This is a genomic window from Arcicella lustrica (assembly GCF_034930985.1).
GTDB lineage: Bacteria > Bacteroidota > Bacteroidia > Cytophagales > Spirosomataceae > Arcicella > Arcicella lustrica.
Genome location: NZ_JAYGIM010000018.1, coordinates 114,459 through 137,527, shown reverse-complemented (window position 1 = coordinate 137,527; position 23,069 = coordinate 114,459). Strand labels below are relative to the sequence as shown.

The window sequence follows — 23,069 nt, the reverse complement described above, 5'->3', positions numbered from 1 at the left end:
TTAAATATGGATTGAACCCGTTAAAAGTGCCACAATCGTCATTACAATCGTCGTTCCGAAAGCCCATTTGAAAGTAAATCGCTGATGTTCGCCTAAATCAACTTCGGCTAAACCTACCAACAAAAAAGTTGAAGCCGTCAGCGGACTTATCGGAAAACCAACCGTCATTTGTCCAAGTAAAGCGGCTCTTCCTATTTCAAGTGAATCAATCCCAAATTGGGTTGCTGTTTGACTCAAAATTGGCACAACACCAAAATAATAGGCATCGGGCGTAAAAAGAATGCTGGCTGGTAAGCTGGTTAAAGCGGTTAAAGTTGGCAATAAATTGGCATGTTGTTCAGGAATTAAACTGACCAAACTATTCGCCATCGCATCAATCATTTTTGAGCCCGTCAAAATTCCTGAAAAAATCCCAGCGGCAAAAATCATACTTGATACCAAGAAAATGTTTGTGCCATGTCCTTTCAATACTTTTTGTTGGTCGGCAATTTTAGGATAATTAATCAGCAGCGCAATCATACTTGCTGTAACAAACAATGCCGAAGCTGGAACCCAACCTTTGATAAGAATCGTAATTAATGAAACCGTTAATATCGCATTGAATATCAGCAATTTGGGTCTTCTTAAATGACATTGACTTTCGCTAAGTTCATCTTGATGATTATATTCAAAATCAATAATTCCAAGTCGATTTCGTTCTTTTTTTCCGAAGTGATAAGCCACAAAAAGTACCCATAAAATCCCACCAATAATCGCAGGAATATTTGGATTGAAAATATGAACAGCATCACTTTTAAGGGTGGAAATAGCTCTTGCCGAAGTGCCAGACCAAGGTACTAAATGCAAAGGGCCAACACTCAAAGCTACAATTGTAGTAAGGATTAAACGATTGATTTTTAGTTGTTTATAAATGGGCAAAAATGCAGAGAGTACAATCATAAAAGTGGCGGTTCCGTCGCCATCTAAATGCACAATCATCGTTAAAATAGCCGTGCCAACAATTACTTTTAGTGGGTCACCCTTTACAGATTTGATGATAAAAGCAACCACAGGGTCGAATAAACCAGTATCGAGCATCGTGGCAAAATACAGCACGGCAAACATCAATAAAATACCTGTGGGCGCTACTTGTTTGATACCGTCTAAACCAAATTTCCCTAATTCAGCAGGATTAAACCCTGCTATCAATCCAAATAAAATTGGTGTTAAAACCAAAGCCGTCATTACCGACATGCGTTTGGTCATGATTAAAACAAGAAAAACCGTAATCGTTGAAAATCCTAAAAGTGCGAGTATCATAAAAATGCTGGGTTAGTCAAATTTCAAATAATCATTAAAAAATGGCAGTAAATCATTCAACACACGCCCGTCGGTTGACCAAATTTTATTGCCGTGGTCGCCAATGTACTCTTCTGCAAAATGATTAATGCCTAAATTTTCTAATCGCTGACTCAACATTCCTATCTGAATTGGAAAACGTTGGGAATCATTTCGTCCCCAATCCAATTTTATCGCCGTCATTTTTCTAAGATTATCCGCATATTTATCCACCATATACACAGGCATATTGGCTTCCCATTTTTCTAAAACAGTTTGATTAATCATCATTTTGTCGCCATCGTAACTAAATGGGAAATCACAATAAAATGGCGGATTATTTGGATTTGGCGACCATGCTCTAGCCACCGCCACCAATACTTTTGGATAATACGTTTTCTTTAATTCTTCCTGAGTTTTAATTTTTTGAACTTCCTTGAAAGAAGTACTATTTGCGCCAAATTCTTTGACCATTGCCAACAAGCCCGGACTCATGGCATAAATACTACTAAATACTTCTGGATGAAGCATTCCTATTTTAAAAGCACCATAGCCGCCCATTGAGTGTCCTGAAATTCCTCTATTTTCACGATTGGCTAAAGTCCTGAAATTTTTATCAACAAAGCCTACTAATTCTTTTGCCATGAACTCGTCCCAATTGCCAGTTAACGAAGAATTACTATAAAAACTGCCTTCGTAAAGTGTATAATTATCAGCTTGCACTAGAATAAACGGGCGAATTTTATGCTTACGAATACCTTCGTCCAAAATGGTTTTCATATTGGCGTAAATGCTATCTTTTCCCATAAAGCCATGCAAATAGTAAATGACAGGGAAACGTTCCTTCGTACTTTCATAATTTGGAGGAAGATAAACCGAAATCTTGCGATTGGGATTTTCGCCACCAGCATTTTGCAAAGCTTTCGATTCAATAATATGACTGACGATTTTTCCTACACTGTTTTGCGCATTTGAAAAATGGCATAAAAGAAGAATGACAATTAAAGAAATGAGTTTTTTCATCTATTCATAGTTTGGATAATACGCTGAATACTTCTGTAACAATATTTGTATTGTACAAATAATTCTCACAAAAATGAAACAAAGCAATCGAAAATAAAAGAAAGTATTAGAAAATATTTGAAGCTGTTGATGAAGGGCAACGCTCATAAACCTTTCTAATATATTAAGTTGCTTCATTCTTTAAATCATAAAAATCAAATTTTGAAAACGCTAGAGTGAAATAGAATTTTTCCGGTTTTGTGTGATATAATCTCCATAGCTTAGCGTTCAACCGACCTTTTTTTGAAAAAAAAATATTAATTTGATAAGTAGAAGTAATCATTCTGCCTTTTCCACCTTAAAAATGAAGATAGATTTTATATAAATTTGTCAAACAACGATAACCACAATACAAAAAATGTTAATGCAAAGCGAGGATATAAATTTATGGGAGGCTTTTCTGTCTGGCGAGCGAGAAGCTTTCGAAAGCATTTATACTCGGCATTACAAATCGTTGTACGAGTACGGCATGCGAAAATTACAAAATGAGGAACTCGTTCGTGATTACGTCCATGATTTATTTGTAAAGCTTTGGATGAATCGTAAAACGACGGGCTCAACTGATAATATTCGCTATTACTTACTGGCTTCTTTTCGAAATTTTATCATCAATCAATCTACCAAAAAAAGTAATCTTAATTATGTTGATATGGAAGAAGCGGAAGTCTTTCAAATCAATTTTAATGCTGAAGCTGAGTCGACGAGGTTAGACCAAGTTGACGAACAAGCTCAAAAAGTATTGCAAGCCCTGAATCAATTGAGTCCACGCCAAAAGGAAGTATTATATCTGCGTTATTTCGAAGAATTAGAGTTTAAAGAAATAGCGGATATGATGGATATTTCTGTAAAAGGTGTTTATAAGCTCAATAGCAGAGCTTTGGAAACACTTCGTGGTATTTTAGATATGCCAAACTCAAGTATTATTAGCCTTATACTACTTCTTCGCTTCAAAGGAATTTTATAATTTCAGAAAGAAGTAAAACCCAAACCTTTCTTAATTATAAAGCATTTGTTAGCTATTTACGGCTTTAGCAATATGCTTTTATGCCTTATTTTTTCTATTACTACCTTAATCTTATTTTCTTTTTTATAAATAGGCATAAAAACCTGTATTTTCAACATTTTACATTATTTATAAAATATATTTTAAATAAATATTAAAAAAAAGTAAAAAAAGTTGGCTTCTGTGGGGTAATCCCAAAAATTATTCGGTTTGTATAAATAGAAGCCAAATTAATTGTGGCAATTGATGGAAAAGTACAATACATATTCGACTGAAGACTTTTTAAACGATAAAGATTTTATTCGTTGGATTAAAGAAGGAAATGCAGAAGAGCGGAAGCGCTGGGAGGATTGGCAACAAAGTACTCCTGAAAATTTGGCTGCTTATCAGCAAGCAAGCCTTGTTTTAAAAATGGTTATGTCTGCCGAACGCATTGAGCCTTCAGCAATTTTTGGAGATAATCTTTTAAAAGACATTCAGTCGAGTATCGTTCAACAAGAGAAAAAGCAGCGAGTGGTTCTTTGGCTACGCATTACTTCTGTTGCGGCGGCGGCAATACTTGCTGTAGCTGTAGGTATTAATTGGTATGCACAATCAATGATAACGATAAGTACCGACTATGCTCAACAAAAGACCATTACGTTACCAGATGAAAGTATTGTAAAGCTGAATGCAAATTCATCAATTAGTTATCATAGAGCTTGGTCATGGCAAAGTAAAAGGGAAGTTTGGGTAAGTGGAGAAGCATTTTTGAAAGTAACACATTTGAATACGAACCCTATAAAAATTAAACCTCAGGAGCAATTTAGTGTACATGCTTCCTCAGTGTTGATTAATGTATTGGGAACAGAATTTAACGTCAAGGAACGTCGCAAACAGGTACAAGTAGCATTGCTGAAAGGGAAGATTAGCGTACAAATTGAAAATCAACCTTATGCTATTATTATGAAACCGGGCGAGATTGTACGTTACAATGGAATTTTGCAAAAACAAACTCAACAACAGGTCATGAGTGTGCCTCAGGCTTGGTTGGAAGGAAATATGATTGTTAATGGACTCACCGCAAGGCAAATCATTGACAACTTTGAAGATACCTATGGGTACAAAGTCATTCTAGAGGACTCAACCCTAGCGTCTAAGCAAATTGATGGAACTATAGCCTTCAATAGCGAAGAGACTATTCTTTACACTCTATCCAACATCTTAAACGTAAATATTTATAAAGAAGGAAAAATTATTTATTTAAGATCCCGGTAAACCAACATGAAACATACGATTTCCCGATTATTCGGTACCTGCCTGCTGCTGGTACTCCTGAACTGTATTGCTTTGGGTCAGCAGAAAACGATTCCTCTTAAAGAGGCAATCTCACTCATAGAAAAGAAATTCAAAACGAAATTTGCTTATGAGCATAATTTACTTAGCGGAAAATATACAAAAGCATCAGCCCTCAATAATAATTCTGTAGAGGAAATTCTGAAGGATGTATTATACCCTAATAATCTATTGTTTTTGTACGTAAGTGGCAATTCGTACAGTATCGTGGCTCGTGATGCTCGATTTTTTCAAACGCCCGAAACACCACAACCACTAAGAGTTGAAACTGCTACCAGTACTTTGCTAAACGATGATGACCTTATCGTAAGAGGAGTAATTAGCAATACTGATGGCAATGCTTTGCCTTGGTCAAATGTTTGGGTAAAAGGTACACGCAAAGGAACAACAGCCAACGAGCGTGGAGAATACAATTTATCAGGCATGAAAGCTGGCGATAGATTACTGGTAACTTATGTCGGCTACAAAGATCGTGAAGTCATCCTCAGCGCAATAGGTACTGTAAATATTGTACTTGAAGCGGATGCAGGAACGATGATCAATGAAGTTTCCGTCGTAAGTACAGGTTATCAAGCTTTACCAAAAGAAAGAGCCACTGGTGCTTTTGGTAGTATTAATGCCAAAGAATTGGAGAAAATCCCTGTTCCAAATGTTATTCAGCGACTAGAAGGACAAGTACCCGGACTTGATGTGCAACTAACATCTGATAATGCCTTTACTTACAATAATACTCGTTTCGCTATCAACAGTGGCACCCGTACTATTGGAGCGTCCGATTATAACTTGGTTATCAGAGGAGTAAGCACTAATTCAGGCGAAAAAATGCCTTTAATTGTAGTAGATGGAGCAATTACAGATTTGGATTTAAAAACCTTTAATCCAAGAGACATCGAAAATATTACGATTCTTAAAGATGCTGCTGCCGCTTCTATTTGGGGTTCAAGAGCTGCTAATGGAGTGATTGTAGTAACAACCAAGAAAGGGGCACTCAATCAAGCACCACGCTTAAGTTTTTCAACGGATTTTATGACTACGACGAGTCCACGGTTAAATTACCTTCGTCTGATGTCAACCGACCAAACGATTGAATATGAACAAGAAATGGTTAACAAAGGACTTATCATTAATCCTTTAACTACAACATTTTTCCCGCAGACGGTTAGTAGAGCAACAGATTTGACACTACAATTCAATGCAGGAAGAATCTCTCAAGCAGATTATAACACAGCCTTGAATGATTTACGTGCCAGAGGAAGTAGTTTAGACCAAATTGCTCAATACGTCATCAAACCGGCTAATAATCAGCAATATAATTTATCGTTAGCAGGTGGAAGTAATGCTGCAAGCTATTACTACGGATTATCGTATAGTAGTGAACAAACATCTACAAAAGGGAATGAAGGAAAACGCTTAACCTTGACCTTGAACAATACTTTTAAAGTGTTTAACAAGGTTACTATTTCAACAAATTTAAAGGCGTCTCTTTTTAATTACAAACAAGGAGCCATTAGCTTAAACACATTGTTGAGTCCAAGTGCCAATACTTTTATGCCTTATAACCAGTTTGTAGATGCTGAAGGCAATAGAGTATCATATACTCGTAATTATTATAGCACTTATTTGAGCGGCCTTGAAGCCAAAGGATATTTACCGTGGCGATACAATTATCTTGACGAACAAGATATGTATGACAACTCAGCCTTCGATAATAATTATTTAGCGACAATCAATGTAAACGTTCCACTTTTAAAGGGATTATCAGCCATTGGTTTCTATAGTACAGAACGTGCCTTTTCGCAAAATCGCTTATTTAATACTGTTGATACTTATTTCACTCGTGACTTGATTAACAATTCCACTACGGCAAATTCAGCTGGTCAATTGGTTTCGGCTATTCCAAAAGGAGGAGTACTACAGCAAGCAAATACACAAATCAATAATTACAGTTTGCGTGGGCAGCTCGCTTATAACGAAAGTTTCGGAACGGCACATCAAGTAAATGTGATTGCTGGGGCTGAAATACGCCAAACATCGGCAAGTCAGGGTTCTGCAACAATGTATGGCTACAATATGCAAACGGGTATTTCGCAGAACGTAAATTATGCAAGTACTTATACGACAGCTCTTGGAGGGATTTCTTCAATAGGTGGAGCGCCAAGCCAACAAGATAAAACTCGTCGATATTTATCGTACTACGCTAATGGTTCTTATACATTCAACAATAAATATGTACTTTCTGGAAGTGCAAGATATGATGATTATAACAACTTTGGTTTAGATCGCTCATTTCGTGCCACACCGTTATGGTCAACAGGTTTGAAGTGGAATATGGATCAAGAAGATTTTATGAAAGGTATATCTTGGGTGAATTCATTAGGACTACGAGCAACTTATGGCGTGAACGGAAACATTGCTACAGACATGTATCCTTTTACAAGTATTTATCTGGCGGGTTCTGATTTTATCACGACTAATCCTTATGGTGATATTTTAAACCCAGCCAACCCTACACTTCGTTGGGAAAACACTTATGTATTCAATCTTGGTCTTGATTTTGGTTTGTTTAACAGACGTTTGAATGGGAATTTAGATTTCTATAACAAAGAAGGAAGAGACATTATTTATGAGTTCCCAATCAACCCAACTTATGGCACTAACACTTTGAAAAGAAACTCTACCTCACTTTCTGGAAAAGGAATTGATTTAGGGTTGAGAGGCGAAATCATCCAACATAAAGATTGGGGATTACAAGCCGGTATCACCTTTTCATACAATACCAATCTTGTTACGGATACTCGTTTTGTGCCTAATTCGGCTTTGTTATCGAACCCGATTACACAAACTTGGCTAAAAGGTTATACCACAGATAAAGTGATGGTATATCGTTTTGCAGGATTAGACGCCAATGGTATGACACAAATCTATAATGAAAAAGGCGAAAAAGTAGCAGCAAATCAGTCGATTACTTCCATTGATGCACTAAAACATGTAGGACGTTTAACCGCACCATTTTTTGGTGGACTTAACCTTACACTTCGTTACAAAGCATTCTCACTTTATACTTTGATGACTTATAGTTTTGGAAATGTTTTTATGAAACCTACTATCAACAATTACCCAGGCACAGGACGTAACGCAGGTTTGAAATATGATTTAAGTGCAGATGTTGCCAAACGTTGGAGAAAAGCTGGCGATGAACTCACCACCAATGTTCCCGGCATGGCAGGAATTTATTCATCATTGAGTCTTTTCCGTTATCAATTTTCAGACATCAATGTATTACCGGGCGATTATATCCGTCTTCGTGAAGTAGCCTTAACATATAAAGTTCCACAAATGTTACTTGATAAAGTGGGTGTTAAAAATGCTTCTTTGGGTGTGACGAGCCGTAACCTTGGTTTGATTTGGACAAAAAATAAAGAAGGTTTCGACCCATCGTTTGCTAATTCACTGACAAGTACAACCTTGGGATTACCACCTTCTCCGTCTTATACATTTTCACTTAATGTAAACTTCTAATGAAAAAAGTTGTGAAAAAGATAGCCATACTCTTTTGCCTTGTAAACCTAGGAATGTTTACAAGTAGCTGTGAAAAATTTGTGGAGTACCAAACACAAGGAAGTTTGGTACCCAAAGATGTCGCCAACTATCGTTATTTATTGAATAACACCAGTGCTTATGAAACAGGTATTATTTTGGGTGACCTTGCCAGTGACGACATCGCCTTGGAAGATGCTAGTCAACAAACATCGTTGAATTTTGCTTCTTATTCGTACTATAAAAATACCTATACTTGGCAGGATGATATTTTCCCACTCAATACGAGTTATGAAAATGATACAGATTGGAATTTGATGTACGCTCGTATTTTCAGAACCAACACCATCATCGGTGAATTACCAAGCAGTACAGGAACGACGTCTGAAAAAGCGAAGCTAAGAGCTGAAGCATTGGTTCATAGAGCAGATGCTTACCTGACGCTGATTAATCAGTACGCCAAACCATACAGTGCTACTTCGGCTACTGATTTAGGAGTACCTTTGTTGCTTACTCAAACAGTTTCGCAACAATTAGATAGAGCCAACGTAGAAACTGTTTATCAGCAAATTATCAGTGATTTAAAACAGGCCACACCCAATTTGCCTTTAACGCAACTGTATAATACTTTGCCATCGAAACCTTCGGCTTATGGTTTATTGTCACGTACTTATTTGTACATGAACAATTATGCTTTGGCAGAAGCTTATGCAGATAGTGCTTTAGCGTTACGAAGTACCTTGAATAATTTAGCAGGCATGACCGACGTAACGAAACATCCAAAGCGCATCAGTGACCCTGAGATTTTACTATCGAAAATTGTTACTTATGGAACAAGTGCTTATTCTCCAACGGCGATGCGTATGAGTTCTGATTTGGTTGCTCTGTTTGATGCCAATGACCAACGATACAATTTCTTTACTGTACCAGCTTCAAGAATTTCTTCTACTTATACTGGTCGTTACTTTTATCGTGAATTAGCCCTTGGCGAAAACCGAAATATTGGTCCATCTGTTCCTGAAATGATGCTTATCAAAGCTGAATGTCAGGCAAGAACTGGACAAACAGCCCAAGCGATGAACTTAGTAAATACTTTGCGTAAAAACAGAGTTTTAGCTACGGCTTTTGTTCCACAAGAAGCATCATCCGCCAATGATGCGCTTGTAAAAGTAATCAATGAACGTCGCCGTGAATTCTGTTTCCGTATGCTTCGTTGGTGGGATATGCGCCGTTTGAAAAATGATCCATTATTTCAAAAAACGATTACTCGTACATTTAATGGCGTTACTTACACGCTTGCTCCCGACAGTAAACGTTATGTATTGCCTATTGCACAGTATTTAATCAAATTGAATCCAGAGATTATTCCTAACCCTTAAATGATTGCTCCGTCTGGATGTTGTTTTATCAACATCCAGACTTTAAAAATATGCTACGTAAAATTATTGGCTTATTGGCTATAACAGCTTTAAGCCCACTTTATGCCCAAACTATTCCAGCAAGAGTAGATACGCTCATTGCTGCAATCAACACTAAAAATGTACCTCGTTTATTAGAATTGTTAGATGATAGTTGTACAATTGCGAATTTACCCAAAGGACAAAATGCTTTGATTATTCCCGCAATCTTACAAAAATACATTCCAATAGAAAGCTACCAGATTGTTAATCAGCAAGTAACGGGCAATCTGACAAAAGTACAATTGAAAGTAAAGTATCAAGACCAAAAAGAAGGGCATCCATATTTTGTGTTTGGTTCGAATAAAGTAAAAGAATTAGGTATTATCAAACCTATTGTTCGTCAAGAACCAGCTTTGCCAACTTTAACAGGCATTTTTCCGAAAAAGCTAAGTTTGCCTTTTAATATGAAAAGTGGACTGATTTATATTGAAGCTACTTTGAACGGACAAAAAGGGTATTTTATGCTCGATAGTGGTTGTCCTGTTATTTTACTTAATCGGAAATATGCTACTAAAACAGAAGGAAATACTTTTGAATCATTTTCGGGGCTGAATGGAGCGATGAAAGATGTTCGATTGTCGGAAGTAACAAAGCTACAAATTGGTTCAATTGAAATTAACAGTACTAAGCTTGTTTCAAGCCCGATGCAAGATTTGGAATTCCCTTTCTTGGGTTTAATTGGTTATGATTTACTGAAGGAATACGTCGTAACTTTTGATTATCCCAATCGTTTATTGACTTTAGAAAAAAACCCGAATTTATCAAAACCATTATTAAGTATTCCATTTAAACAGGAACGCCACATCCCAATTATCACGTTGACTATTCAACAGAAAACATATCAATTGGGTATTGATTGCGGTGCTAATGCCAATGTAATGTATCAACCCTATGCTTCGGAAATAAGTACCTTGCTGACCGATGTAATGAAAGAATCGGTGAATGGTGCAGAAGGAAATACTCAAGAAAGCATAACAGGCTATTTGCCTGAAGCACAGATAAATACTTTACCTTTTAAAGATATGTTTACGGCTTTAACAGAAAATAAAATCAGGATGGATGCGAGTCATCAATTACCGATACAAGGTTTATTAGGAACACCCTTTCTACAACTTTATAAAACAGTCATCAACTTTCCAGCAAAAACTATCGCTTTTTATCACAATTAAAATACTTTATTCAATCCATGAAAAAGTTAATCTGCGGCTTAATGTTGCTTTTCTCTCAAGTACTTTTAGCTCAACAACCTCAATCGAGAGTCACTTTTGAACCTGTCCGTGCTCAACCAGGGCAAGATTTATCCATTACTTATAATCCAGCTGGTTCGCCACTTGCTGGCAAAAAAGACATAAAAGGAATTGTGTACACCTATGAAAATTTTGTATGGCATGCCAACGATTTATCGCTCAAAGAAGAAAATAATAGTTGGAAAGCTAACATTAAATTGGCGAAAGACTGTGGACTGGTTGCGGTAAAGTACACTAGTGGCGATTTGGTGGATAATAATGACGACCAAACATTTGCGCAAATGTTAATTGATGAATCAGGTAAATTTGCCGTAGGTGCTTATGCTGGTTGGGGACTTTTAAGAGCGCCTAATTACGGTTATAGCGTACAACAATACTTGAGAAATGCGAATATTAGTGATTCGGCAGTGTATTTTTGGTTGAATCAAGAAATTAGTTTTCATCCTAAAGAAGCCAGTGAAGTAATGTCGGTGCCGTTCTGTCAAGCACTATTCAAGATGCAAGGATTATCGTCTATTCCACGAATCAATCGTGTAGTAGCATTTTTGAGTAAAAACTCTTCAGAAGAAAACATGTTAAAAATTTTGTCGATTTTTCGTTATCCTCTACAAAATAAAACTTCGGAGGATTCTTTGACGAAAGTGATTTTAACAAACTACCCAACGGGGAATTTAGCTCGTTTGAAGGCTTTCCAACAAGTAAATTTAGAACCTAATTTTGATAAGAAAGTTGAACAGGCTACAGCTTTTTTAAAGCAATTTCCCTACAAAGAATCAGATTTTGACTACAACGAAAACAATAGAATCAATTATACAAATGTCTATTTGATGGTTGCTTTACAGGCTTTGATGCAAAAAAATTATGCAAAATTGACAACTTTAGCTTCAGAATTACCATTTTCAACCATTCCAACGATTTATTATAAGTGTATTGACATTGCTCACAAAAGAAAAGATTTGGACGACCAAACTTTATTTGCCCCTTCGCAAGCGTTGATGCAACGCATGGAAAGTTTTAAAAATCAACGCCCTGCACAGTATTTGTACTTGTCGCCTTCAGAATGGACAAAAGAATATGAAAGACTTTTTATCCAGACATTTGGCTTGATACAAACCAATATTTATCGCAATACTGGGCATTGGGATGAAGCCATGACTTTGGCAAATAGAGTACAACAAACACTTCAATTCAAATCGGCTGAATTGAATAATGAGCAAGCATTATTACTTGAACACTTCAAACAGTACAATCAATTACAAGAAGTATTGGTGAAAAGTATGCACGAAAATCAGAGTTCGCCAGAAATGATTGAATTACTGAAAAGAGATTATCAACGTGTAAAGGGAAATGTTGAAGGTTTTGATGATTATGTTTCTGGTTTAAAAAATCCAGCATTGGCAAGTAAGGAATTGGAAGAGTTAAAATCAATCATGATTAAAAAATCAATGCCTGATTGGACGATGAAAGATGGAAATGGCAAAACCGTAAAATTTAGCGAATTGAGAGGTAAAACCATTATCATGGATTTTTGGGCAACTTGGTGCGTGCCTTGCAAAGCATCGTTTCCGGGAATGAAATTGGCTGTAGAAAAGTATAAAAATGACCCAAATGTAGCGTTTTTCTTTGTGGATACCGAAGAACGTAGCCTCAACTACAAACAAGAAATTATGCAGTACATCAAAGAAAATAATTATCCATTTACGATACTTTTCGACAATAAATTACCGAATCAAAAGGCGAATGATGAAGTATTTAATCGTATTTGTAAAGCCTTTACGATTTCAGGAATTCCGCAAAAATTAATCATTGATAAAAATGGAAAGTTACGTTTTATCACGGTTGGTTTTAAAGGAAGTGCCACTGGTTTAGCAGATGAAATTTCAGCGATGATTGAGTTAACGAAAAAAGCGGAATAAAGATGAAAAGTACAATCATTGGAATATTATTAGCCTTTTGTGCAAATTATCAACTTAAGGCAAATCCGTTTAAGACTGATAGTCTTACTTACACCAAAGGTAAAATTACCTATGGTGCTACGCTTTCGTATCCTCAAAAAACTGGAAAAGTACCTGCTATTATTTTAATTTCTGGCACCGGGCCTCAGAATCGGGATGGAGAAATGGCGAAATTTAAATTTTTCAAAGAAATCGCTGATTACTTTAATAGCAAAGGAGTAGCAGTATTACGAGTAGATGACCGTGGCGTTGGCAAATCAACAGGTAATTATTTTCAAGCTACTACAGAAGATTTTGCTCAAGATGTGGAAGCTAGTTTAGATTTTCTGAAAAAACAACAAGGAATTGACCCTAAAAAAATTGGGTTGTTAGGTCATAGCGAAGGCGGAGCTGTAAGTTTTATTGTGGCTTCAAGGCGTAGTGATGTGGCTTTTGTTATCAGCATGGCAGGTTTGGCTACAAAGGGAATTGATGCTTTAAGAAAACAAAATGCAGATTTAGTAGCCACTGCCAAAATACCTGAGTATGATAAAAAACGCTATAATGAAATCAATGAATTAATGTTTCAAACGGTTTATGATAATGTTCAGAAAGATTCATTAAGTTTAGCCAAAGCGATGCAAACAACCTATGATACTTGGAAAAAGAAAGATAATGAGTATGTAGCTTCTTTGGGAATTCAGCCAGACCATGACCATTTTCGTTTTCCTATTTACTCTTATACCATGCAGGCAACTGGAGCTTGGTATCGTTATCACATTATGTTTGACCCTGCCTTGTTTTTACCAAAAGTAAAAGTCCCCGTTTTAGCATTAAATGGCGACAAAGATTTATTTGTTTCCTATAAAGAAAACTTAGAAAACATAGAGCGCTTACTAAAACAAGGAGGAAACAGAGATGTAACGACAAAAGTAATCACGGGCGTAAACCATTTGTTTTTGGCTTGCCAGTTGTGTACGACCGAAGAATATAATAAACTCCATAAGCAATTTCCAACATCTGTACTTAGTACGATGGGAGACTGGGTTCTCAATCATACTAAGTAATTATTTAACATTTTTCAAACCATGAAAAAACTCTTTTTCGTGTTATTTTGTAGCCTGTCTTTTTTAGGACAGGCTCAGATTTTTACTCCTGTTTCTTGGAAATTTTCAGCAAAAAGCCTTGAAAAGGGAGAAGTTGAAGTGATTCTAACTGCAAAGATTGATGCAGGCTGGCATATTTATTCGCAACATGTAAAAGCGGGAGGACCAGTGCCTACTTCTTTTACATTTACTCCTTCTAAAGATTTTTCACCCATTGGCGAAGTTGAAGAACAGACTAAATTGATGGAAGGTTTTGAAAAGACCTTTAACATGAACATTAGTTGGTTTGAAAATCAAGCCGTGTTTAGTCAAAAATTTAAACTAAAAAAGCCCACAGCAACGATTAAAGGCACTTTGGAATACATGGTTTGCGACGACCAACGTTGTTTACCTCCCGAAGAAGTAGCCTTTAAAATTCCTGTAAAAGCCGTAGGTTTAGAAGAGGTTTTACAAAAAGAGGATATTGCAAAAATACCAAATGCGAAAAAGGATTCAGCTATTGCCTCACAAAAAGATAATCCAGAGAAGAATGCAGTTACTAAAGTCAAAGCAAAAACTATTGCTCTACCAAGCACTTCTAGGGAAGAAAGCTCTCTTTGGTTGACTTTCTTAGCAGGTTTGTTAGGTGGACTGGCGGCCGTTTTTATGCCTTGTATTTTCCCTTTACTTCCTATGACGGTCAGCTTTTTTACCAAACAGGCAGAAAATCGAACTTCTGGTATTAAAGATTCTTTAATTTATGGTTTTTCGATTGTAGTTATTTATGTTTCTTTAGGCTTGCTCATTACCGTTTTATTTGGTGCAGATGCTCTTAATAGTCTTTCTACAAATGGTATTTTCAATTTCTTTTTCTTTCTACTTTTGGTTGCTTTCGCTGCTTCATTTTTAGGAGCTTTCGAAATAATGTTACCAAGTAGCTGGGCAAATAAATTAGACCAAAAAGCTGATAAAGGAGGTTATTGGGGTATTTTCTTTATGGCTTCTACCCTTTCGCTGGTTTCTTTTTCTTGTACAGGACCAATTATTGGAACACTCTTAGTACAAGCCGCTACCACAGGCGCTTTACTTGGTCCAGCCGTAGGAATGTTGGGTTTTGCTATTTCTTTGGCTTTACCTTTTACTTTGTTTTCGTTGTTTCCATCTTGGTTGAATTCTTTGCCAAAATCTGGTAGTTGGCTGAATTCCGTGAAAGTTACTTTAGGCTTTTTAGAATTGGCTTTATCCTTGAAATTTCTTTCTAATGTAGATTTAGCCTATCACTGGAAATGGTTCGATAGAGAAATTTTTCTGGTACTTTGGATTATCCTTTTCGCTTTATTAGGTTTTTATTTATTGGGCAAAATTCGCTTTGCACACGATTCTGAACTAAAAACCATTACCGTACCTCGTTTCTTTTTGGCTGTTATTGCTTTGAGTTTTTCATTGTATATGATTCCTGGATTATGGGGCGCACCGCTGAAAGCAATTGCCGCTTTTCTACCACCACAACAAACGCAAGACTTTGATTTATCGGCTCGTTCACTTGAAAGTACTTCCCCACCGAATACTTCAACACATAAATATGGAGAACTTTTTCATGCTCCTTTGGGACTAGACGCTTTTTTCGATTATGAAGAAGGAATGGCTTATGCTCGTAAAGTAAACAAACCCGTATTAATAGATTTTACGGGACATTCTTGTGTGAATTGTCGGAAGATGGAAGCCACCGTTTGGCCAGAACCAGTCGTATTGAAGCAGATTAAAGAAGATTATGTGTTGATTCAATTATATGTTGATGACAAAACAGAACTGCCACTAGCTGAACAACAAGAAATAGAGGGAAAACAGATAAAAACACTTGGAAAAAAATGGAGTTTCTTGCAAACAACACGCTTTAAAGCAAATTCTCAGCCTTATTATGTTTTGTTAGATTCCAAAAATGAACAAGTATTGCAAACCCCACAAGGTGCAAACTTTGACATAAATGCTTTTGCAAATTTCCTCAATAAGGGGCTTGTACAATATCGACAAAGGAATTAATACTAACAGATTTTTCCTTTTCAAACTCACTTATTTGCTATTATTCGCCTTGTTGTGGCGGAACAAGGCGAACATAGCAATATCTAATTTATTACTTACCGATACTCTTTTCTCAGAAATTTACGAGTTGCCTCTGCCCAAATGCTATAGCCTTTGGCATTCAAATGAAGTTTATCTGCTACAAAAATATCAGACATTAATTCGCCATTGGGCAAGTAAAAATCTTTCTGAATATCAAGGAAATAAACATTTTTAGTTTTCTTGCAATATTTTTCTACCTGTTGGTTTAAATCCTTTTCTTTTGCAATAATATGTGTTCTTGCTAAACTTGGACGCACGGAACAAAAGCCAACAACAGTATTGGGTAACTGTTTCTTTACTTTCTGAACAAATTCTTTAAACTCTCTGAAAATAGAATCTGGACTTTCGCCTGCATTCAAATCGTTCCCTCCTTCATAAACTAAAATTACTTTGGGTTGATATTTTGTCACGATTCTTTCAAAAAAGAAATTCAAATCACTCATCTGAGAACCGCCAAAACCACGATTGATAACTGGAAATTCTTTCAAATCCTCTTTGAAAGTTGTCCAAAGACGAAAGGTTGAACTGCCTACTAAAAGAATCTTCCCAGAAGCTGGCATATCAATCGAATCCTTGGCTTCAAAAGCTTGAATTTCAGATAAATACTTTTGTGAAAAAGCGTAAAAAGTACTGACTTGTAATAAGGCAAGGATTAATATTTTTTTCATGATTATCTGAATTTTGGATAATTTCCGGCGAGTTTCTTACCAAACAATCGTTGCAATAGCTCCAGCTGGTAATGATACTGTTGCTAATTTGTCTGATTGTTTTACGTTAATATCAACATTTGTACTTTTATCGTTTTCGATAATCAGCACTTTTTTCCCAGAAGGTGTCATAAAAGCCACATTAGGCAAATTGCTATTGGTAATACTTTGAATTCTTTTTGAACCAGTAGGAACAAATTTTGAAGCATGTCCAATAATATAATAACTAACATTTCGAGTAATACTTGAGCCTGAAATCGTTAATGCACCTTTGCATTCTGTACAACCTCCGGGCGTATGTGGCTGAAAACTAGCATCATTTGCCAAATTCCATTCTAGGGCAACTTTACTCCAATTTCTTACCGAACCAATGATAACATTTTTAATATGCCATTGTAAATCTCCCCCAAAAGCTCCTTTTGCAGAAGTCCATTGTTCTGTAAAATAGAGATTTTTATTTGGATGAAGTGTATGTACTTTTGACAATGCACTAATATCACCCGCATACAAATGAAATGCCGAACCGTCAATGTATTGATTGGCATCATTATCATTCAAGACATTGATGGGATAATCTGGATTATCACAGTTGTGATCCCAAACTACAATTTTGGTTTTGATATTTTCTTTACGAAAAAGTGGTCCTAAATTATTCTTGACAAAATTCGCTTGGTCAGTAAAACTCATGACCATACTTGGATTATTCCCACCATGCTGAGGTTCGTTTTGTAGCGTTAAGGCATCAATCGTTATTCCTTCTTTTTGCATTTCAGAAATGTACTTTGCCAAATATTTTGCATAAACTGAATAGTATTCAGGAGACAAATTTCCACCGATTGATTTCCCATTAGTTTTCATCCAAACAGGTGCCGACCAAGGACTTCCCATAATTTTAATGGATGGATTAATTTTGAGAATCTCTTTTAGGATTGGAATGAGATACTCTTTATCAGGTGCTAAAGTGAATTTAGCCAGATTTTCATCTTTCTGTCCACTCTCTAAATCGTTATAACTAAATACTTTTTCGTCTAAATCAGAAGCCCCAATACTGATTCTTAAATAACTGATTCCGATAGATTGAGCTTCTTTTCCAAATAATTCATTTAATAAATTACTTCTTTCAGTCGTACTTAAAAGCCCAATTAATTTGGCACTTCCTCCTGTTAAAGTAAAGCCAAATCCATCGATACTCTGAAATTCTTGTGTTGAATCAACTTCAATTGTCGGGTTAGTGCTGATACTTTTTAAGAAAGAAACATCTTGTTGTTTTTGTAATAAAATAGATTGGTCTGAAGTAGTTAGCCAATAACTCAAGGTTGGATTATTAGGCGAAACGGGCGTAGTAACGACAGGTTGTTGAGGTAAAATATTGGTATTGATAGATTTACCATCGCAAGCCCAAATTAAAAATAAAATAATTGTTTGAATAACAGAGCGCATATTTGTAGGATAAATCGTCTAAGAAAGACAAGTGAAGATTTACGATAAGTAAAAATTGAGATTAAAACCTATAAGGATTTAGACATTTAATCTGAATCCTTATAGGATGTTCAATTTTATTTAGTAGTTAGGATTTTGTTTGATTTTAGTGTTTTCTAATTCTTTGAAAGGAATCGGAAATACTTCGTTTTTACCAGCTTTGAAACCTCTGCTTGCTAAAACAGTAGCCGCTTTTCCAGTTCTTACCAAATCAAACCAGCGATGCCCTTCGCAAGCAAGTTCCAAGCGACGTTCATTAGCAATGGCATTTAATGAAACTGGAATAGAAGGCAAACCTACTCTTGAGCGAACTGCATCTAGTAAAGCTTGCGCTCTTGCACCTGTTCCGCCCAATGCTTCTGCTTCCATCAAATAAGTATCTGCCAATCTGATAAGGTAAGAGTTTTGTCTAAAATTCAATTCGATATTTCCTAAACCAGTAGAAACATCTGCTTGCTTCGGCATGAATTTATTGATAAAATAACCTGTGTCTTGGTAAGCAGAAATATAATTAACTTGTTTCGCTGCTTTCAAGGTTTTAGCATCTAAAATAGTTGCTGAAAATCTTGGGTCATCTTTTAAAGCATCGTATAAATCTTGTGTGATAGGATTAAACGCCCAACCTCCAGAGTAATATGCTGGTGCGGTAGAACCCGCTGGTCTAGTTAATGTTCTTGGTCCAACCATTTGTACAACAGTATTCCCTTCGTCTGTACCAGAACCCCAGTTTCCCCAACCTGCATTACTTGCACTTGTATGTGCCACTTCTAAAATACCTTCACTATTAAACTTGTTGGCAAAAACCCATAAATCAGCAAAATTACTTAGTAATTTATATCCATAAGGGTTTGCTCCTCCCGGCGTTCCGTTAACGATGGCAAGTTGAGCAGCCGCTTCCGACAATTTTTTATCATACAAATACACTTTGCCAAGTAATGCTTGTGCAGCACCTTTGGTTAGTCGTCCTGCGTCAGCCGCAGGAACTGTATTGGGTAAAACTGGAATTGCTTCATTTAAATCTTTTTCAATTTGTGCATAAATTGCCGAAGGTTCAGCCTGAACAACATTATAGATTTCAGAAGAAGGAAGCGGACTTGTAATAAGTGGAATATTCTTGAACAACCTTACCAAATTGAAATAATATAAAGCTCTTAATGCCTGTGCTTCGCCCACATAACGTGCTTTCAAAGAAGCATCCATTGAAATGGCGGGCAATTTTGACAATAAGAAATTAGCTCTAAAAACACCTTGGTAATGATCGCCCCAATAACTTGCTGGCACTGTCGTCGGACTAAGTGTATAATTTGAAAAAGTCTGTAAACCAACGCCATCAGTCGCACCGCCACCGCCAGCTACGTGGTCGTCTGAACCAGCATTAAGCATGGTGACCATGTTTTCAAAACCACCAGAATTTTTTCTCATTACATCATACACAGCTACCAAACCTGCGAAAGCTTCAGATTGGTTGGTATAATAACTTGCCTCTAAACTGCTTCCTTTCGGGAGTACTTCTAAGTAGCTTGAACTACAAGAAGTAAGAATAGATGTTGCTAATGCGATTACAGAATATTTGAATGTATTACGTTTCATCTTTTATAATTTTTTCCTTAAAATTTTAAATTAACACCAAATTGAATTGAACGAGCTTGAGGATAATAACCTCTGTCAATTCCAAAAACATTACCTCCAATTTCTGGGTCATAACCAGTGTATTTTGTAATTGTCAGGAGGTTTTCGGCTGTTAAGAACAATCTTAATTTACTTGCTCCAATTTTGTTCACAACTTTATTTGGAAGCGTATAACCTAATTGAATAATTTTAAATCTTACAAAATCGCCATCTTCTAAGTAGAAATCAGATGCTTTTCCAAAGTTTCCGTTTGTATCATTATTGGTTAATCTTGGATAGTCGTTTGAAGTACCTTCTCCCGTCCAGCGATTCAATACTTTTGTTTGATAGTTTGCATTCAAAATATCTAGGCGACGAAGTCCTTGGAAAATTTTGTTCCCACCAGAAGCTTGAGCGAAAATCATACAATCAAAGTTTTTATAATCCATATTGATATTCAAACCGATTGTATATTTTGGTAAGCCATTGCCAAGAAATGTCTTGTCATTATCATTAATGGTTCCATTTCCATCAGTATCAACCCATTTGAAATCACCCGGTTTTGCATTAGGTTGAATAACATTTCCTTCTGCTGTTTTGTAGGCGGCCACTTCAGCAGCATTTTGGAAAATCCCAGCGTTTTGAAATCCAAAGAAAGCATTATAAGGTTGTCCTACTTGTGTTCTGGTAATTGAACCCATTGATTGAAAACCAGCAGCACCAGAAGTAATAAAAGAGATACCATTTCCTAAAAATGTTACTTCGTTTTTCAAGAAAGAGACGTTTCCATTTGTTGAGAAATTGAAGTCACCAAAACGTTTTCTATAACCCAATTCAATTTCAACACCTCTGTTTTCCATATCAGCAACATTGCCTACTGGACTACTCGTTGCGCCAACATATCCCGGTAAAGTAATCGTCTGTAAAATTCCAGAAGTTTTTTTGCGATAAACTTCCAAAGTCAAGGTTAAGTTATTGAATAAAGTAGCATCAATACCAATGTTGGTTTGGGCTGTTTCTTCCCATTTCAAATCAGGATTTGAGGGCGCACTTGGACTAAATCCTGTTGAAATATCCACGCCACCAGTTCCATAAGTATAATTTCTTCCGCCCACAATCGTCGATAAATACCCAAAATTCAGGATGGCGTCATTACCAGTCACACCGTATCCACTTCTGATTTTCAACGATTTAACGATGTTATTTTCTTTCCAGAAGTTTTCATTTGAAACGATCCAACCCGCTGAAAATGAAGGGAAAATACCGAATTTGTTATTGCCTCCAAATCTTGAAGAACCATCTCTACGGATAATCCCTGTGAACAAATATTTTTCATTAAAATCGTATGTTAAACGGCTGAATAATGAAGTTACACGATGTTCAGTTCCAGTATAAGCGCTACCTGTTCTTTGTGCCGCAGGAAGTGAAAAGTTGAAAGAAGCGTCTTCATAAGTATTAATAGGCAAATCTGAATAAGTAATATTCGTTCCGCTTGTGATGTTGTCGATGTAAAGTCCTTGCCCTAATAAAATACCCACATTATGCTTATTGAATTTTTTATTATACAAAACGGTATTTTCGATATTCCACCCCAAACCTGTGTTTGAACCTCTGCTAAAAGTATTTTTAGCCGCTCCTGAAGTAGCACTTAAATAATATTTAGGCGTAAAGAAGTCGCCACCCCAATATGAAAGCTTTGCCCCAATCGTACTTTTAAATTTTAAGTTTGAAATCGGTGATACTTCTAGGAAAGCATTCCCTACAAAATCATCTGCCCAATCAAAGTTGCCTAATCTTATTTTTTGATAAGCAATTGGGTTCGTCATTTCTTGCCCAACAATAGAAGATATTCCATAAGGTCTTCCTTCGCTATCTCTCAGAACAGGATTACTTGTATAGGTTGTCGAAGCCGCCGCAGTTGGGTCAGTTACTACCAATGGAGTAGTTGGGTCTAAGTTAATCGCCGAACTTAAAGGTCCACCAAATTCACTATTGGTATTTCCTAAACCAACTGTTTTTTGATGAGAATACGCCAAGGTTTGTCCAATCGTAATGTACTTTGAAAGCTTATGCGTCGAATTCAAACGAAGGTTATCTCTGCGATAAGAAGAAATGTCTTTTAAAACAATGCCTTCTTGGCTTTGTGTTCCAGCCGAAAGGAAGAAACTCGAAACATCATTTCCCCCACTAATACTCAATTCATGGTTTGTTCTTTTCGCATTATTATTGAAAATCTCGGCTTGCCAATCTGTTCCTGCACCTAATGAAGATGGATTTGGAAAAAGTACCGCACCACCAGCAGCTTGCGATTTTTCATTCATGATAAGCCCATACTCCGAAGCATTCAATAAATCTAACTGTTTTGCGGGTGCTGATGAACCCACAAAACCTGTATAATTCACACTTAGTTTCCCTGATTTCCCCTTTTTAGTGGATACTAAAATTACGCCTGAGGCTGCCCTAGCACCATAAATTGCCAAAGAGGCCGCATCTTTTAATACTTCAATTGATTCAATGTCTGACTGGTTGATAAAACCAATTCCGCCATTATCAATAATTACTCCGTCAATAACCCAAAGCGGATTATTCCCTCCGTAAGTATCAAAAGTAGTAAGACCACGCACACGAACGGTTGAAGCCGAACCCGGTTGACCAGCATTAGCAGCAATCGTTACTCCTGAAACACGTCCTTGTAGTGCGGTTTCTATGCGACCACTCGGAATATTCTCAAGGTCTTTTGCCTTTACACTTGAAATCGCACCCGTTACCACACTTTTTTTTTGTGTGCCGTAACCAATCACCACTACTTCATCTAGTCCTTTGATGTCTTCTTCCAAAGTAACATTTATTAAAGTAGTTTTTCCTACTGCTTTTTCAATGGATTTGTAACCAATAAAAGTGAAAACCAACACATCATTTGGTGTTGCACTTATCTGGTACTCTCCAGCCGAATTGGTTGTCGCCCCTCTTGTAGTGTTTTTAACAGTAATCGAGACGCCAGAAATAGGCACGTTCAAATTCGCATCAATCACTTTTCCTCGTACTTCAACCGACTGCCCAAAGACAGAAAGCGTACTCATACTCAGTAATAATAAACATAAGTAGTTTTTAAATTTCATAAAATTTTAAGATTAAAAATTTGGAATAAATAATGAGTTTAGCAATCAACTCAAT

At 36.5% G+C, this 23,069-nt stretch carries 14 protein-coding genes; 8 read left to right on the top strand and 6 right to left on the bottom strand.

The genetic code is table 11. From position 1 onward, the window contains the following. Together VB798_RS21600 and VB798_RS21595 are read right to left on the bottom strand one after the other, a co-directional pair. Positions 1-1,296, bottom strand: a complete 1,296-nt coding sequence (locus VB798_RS21600) for a CitMHS family transporter (protein WP_323689335.1) — start codon at positions 1,294-1,296, stop codon at positions 1-3. A gap of 15 nt (positions 1,297-1,311) precedes the next feature. Continuing rightward, positions 1,312-2,340 carry an alpha/beta hydrolase gene (locus VB798_RS21595; protein WP_323689318.1) on the bottom strand — a complete coding sequence of 343 codons (1,029 nt, stop codon included), beginning with the start codon at positions 2,338-2,340 and terminating at the stop codon, positions 1,312-1,314. Positions 2,341-2,737: 397 nt separating this feature from the next. Here VB798_RS21595 and VB798_RS21590 point away from each other — a divergent pair, with 397 nt between their 5' ends. From VB798_RS21590 to VB798_RS21555, 8 genes are all read left to right on the top strand, one after another. Further along, on the top strand, positions 2,738-3,343 hold the full coding sequence (locus VB798_RS21590) for an RNA polymerase sigma factor (protein ID WP_323689317.1): 606 nt from the start codon (positions 2,738-2,740) through the stop codon (positions 3,341-3,343). A 285-nt stretch (positions 3,344-3,628) separates the two neighbouring features. Beyond that, positions 3,629-4,639 (top strand): FecR family protein, encoded by a 1,011-nt coding sequence (locus tag VB798_RS21585; RefSeq protein WP_323689316.1) that lies wholly within the window; start codon positions 3,629-3,631, stop codon positions 4,637-4,639. A 6-nt stretch (positions 4,640-4,645) separates the two neighbouring features. Further along, positions 4,646-8,236 carry a SusC/RagA family TonB-linked outer membrane protein gene (locus VB798_RS21580; RefSeq protein ID WP_323689315.1) on the top strand — a complete coding sequence of 1,197 codons (3,591 nt, stop codon included), beginning with the start codon at positions 4,646-4,648 and terminating at the stop codon, positions 8,234-8,236. Then, positions 8,236-9,633 carry a RagB/SusD family nutrient uptake outer membrane protein gene (locus VB798_RS21575; protein ID WP_323689314.1) on the top strand — a complete coding sequence of 466 codons (1,398 nt, stop codon included), beginning with the start codon at positions 8,236-8,238 and terminating at the stop codon, positions 9,631-9,633. The genes VB798_RS21580 and VB798_RS21575 overlap by 1 nt, the downstream gene beginning before the upstream one ends. A 50-nt stretch (positions 9,634-9,683) precedes the next feature. After that, positions 9,684-10,883 (top strand): retropepsin-like aspartic protease, encoded by a 1,200-nt coding sequence (locus VB798_RS21570; protein WP_323689313.1) that lies wholly within the window; start codon positions 9,684-9,686, stop codon positions 10,881-10,883. Between the two features lie 17 nt (positions 10,884-10,900). Continuing rightward, positions 10,901-12,877, top strand: coding sequence for a TlpA family protein disulfide reductase (locus VB798_RS21565; protein ID WP_323689312.1), 1,977 nt, complete (start codon positions 10,901-10,903; stop codon positions 12,875-12,877). A gap of 2 nt (positions 12,878-12,879) precedes the next feature. After that, entirely contained in the window at positions 12,880-13,962 is a 1,083-nt protein-coding gene (locus tag VB798_RS21560) for an alpha/beta hydrolase family protein (RefSeq protein WP_323689311.1), read from the top strand. A gap of 21 nt (positions 13,963-13,983) precedes the next feature. Next, complete coding sequence (locus VB798_RS21555) at positions 13,984-16,020, top strand: protein-disulfide reductase DsbD family protein (protein ID WP_323689310.1); 2,037 nt, start codon at positions 13,984-13,986, stop codon at positions 16,018-16,020. Positions 16,021-16,115: 95 nt separating this feature from the next. Here the strand turns inward: VB798_RS21555 and VB798_RS21550 are convergent, their stop codons facing one another. From VB798_RS21550 to VB798_RS21535, 4 genes are all read right to left on the bottom strand, one after another. Continuing rightward, a complete protein-coding gene (locus VB798_RS21550; protein WP_323689309.1) occupies positions 16,116-16,769 on the bottom strand; it encodes a GDSL-type esterase/lipase family protein in 654 nt (217 codons plus the stop codon). Positions 16,770-16,805: 36 nt separating this feature from the next. Beyond that, entirely contained in the window at positions 16,806-18,248 is a 1,443-nt protein-coding gene (locus VB798_RS21545) for a glycoside hydrolase family 30 protein (RefSeq protein WP_323689308.1), read from the bottom strand. A 120-nt stretch (positions 18,249-18,368) separates the two neighbouring features. Beyond that, the gene (locus VB798_RS21540) at positions 18,369-19,877 is read right to left on the bottom strand and encodes a RagB/SusD family nutrient uptake outer membrane protein (protein ID WP_323689307.1); all 1,509 of its coding nucleotides are present in this window, start codon (positions 19,875-19,877) and stop codon (positions 18,369-18,371) included. A 17-nt stretch (positions 19,878-19,894) separates the two neighbouring features. Then, a complete protein-coding gene (locus tag VB798_RS21535) occupies positions 19,895-23,014 on the bottom strand; it encodes a SusC/RagA family TonB-linked outer membrane protein (RefSeq protein ID WP_323689306.1) in 3,120 nt (1,039 codons plus the stop codon). Positions 23,015-23,069: the final 55 nt, after the last annotated feature.